The following is a 1,043-nucleotide window of genomic DNA, read 5'->3' on the forward strand; positions in this document are numbered from 1 at the left end:
CATCACCCGTGCGCGGTCGGATCTCAAGCGCATCGTCCTTCCCGAGGGCAGCGACGACCGAATCCTGCGTGCCGCAGGGCAATTGCTGCGGCGCGGAGTCGTGGAGCTGATCATCCTCGGCGACCCGGAATCGGTGACCGCCCGTGCGAACGAGCTCGGGGTCGATCTCGACGGCGTCGAACTCATCGATCCGGCGAACTCCGAGCTGACAGACGAATTCGCGCGCATCTACGCAGAACTCCGCAAGCACAAGGGAATGGATTTCGAACACGCCCAGGAGCGGATGCGCGACGTCTCGTACTTCGGCACGATGCTCGTGCACACGGGACGCGCCGACGGAATGGTCTCCGGCGCAGCGCATACCACCGCGCACACGATCCGACCGGCGTTCGAGATCATCAAGACGGTCCCCGGAGTCTCGACGGTGTCGAGCGTGTTCTTCATGTGCCTACCCGACAAGGTGCTCACCTACGGCGACTGTGCCATCGTCCCTGATCCGACCGCCACAGAGCTCGCCGACATCGCGATCTCCTCGGCCGCAACGGCATCCGCGTTCGGTATCTCCCCGCGGGTCGCGATGCTCTCGTACTCGACGGGTCGCTCGGGAACCGGCGCCGACGTCGACAAGGTGCGCGTCGCAACCGATCTCGTCCAGGAACGAGCTCCGGAGCTCTCCGTCGAGGGTCCCATCCAGTACGACGCCGCCGTGGAACCGAGCGTCGCTGCGACGAAGATGCCCGACTCCGAGGTTGCCGGCCGCGCGACGGTCCTGATCTTCCCCGACCTCAACACCGGTAACAACACCTACAAGGCTGTGCAGCGTAGTGCGGGTGCTGTCGCGATCGGCCCTGTGCTGCAGGGACTTCGACGCCCCATCAACGACCTCTCCCGTGGCGCACTGGTCTCCGACATCGTCAACACCGTCGCCATCACCGCCATCCAGGCCCAGAACATCGACGCACAGGAGTCAGGCCGATGAGTACATCCACCGAGGGCGCCGTGCTGGTCCTCAACGCCGGGTCGTCGTCGTTGAAATATCAACT

General features: G+C 64.8%; 1 protein-coding gene. It reads left to right on the forward strand.

Features of this window, described 5'->3' with window-relative positions:
• On the forward strand, positions 1–979 hold a 979-nt coding region (gene pta, locus ACFC3F_RS15090), incomplete at its 5' end, for a phosphate acetyltransferase (RefSeq protein WP_376131548.1).
• Positions 980–1,043: the final 64 nt, after the last annotated feature.

This window comes from Microbacterium sp. NPDC055910 (assembly GCF_042271185.1).
Lineage (GTDB): Bacteria > Actinomycetota > Actinomycetes > Actinomycetales > Microbacteriaceae > Microbacterium.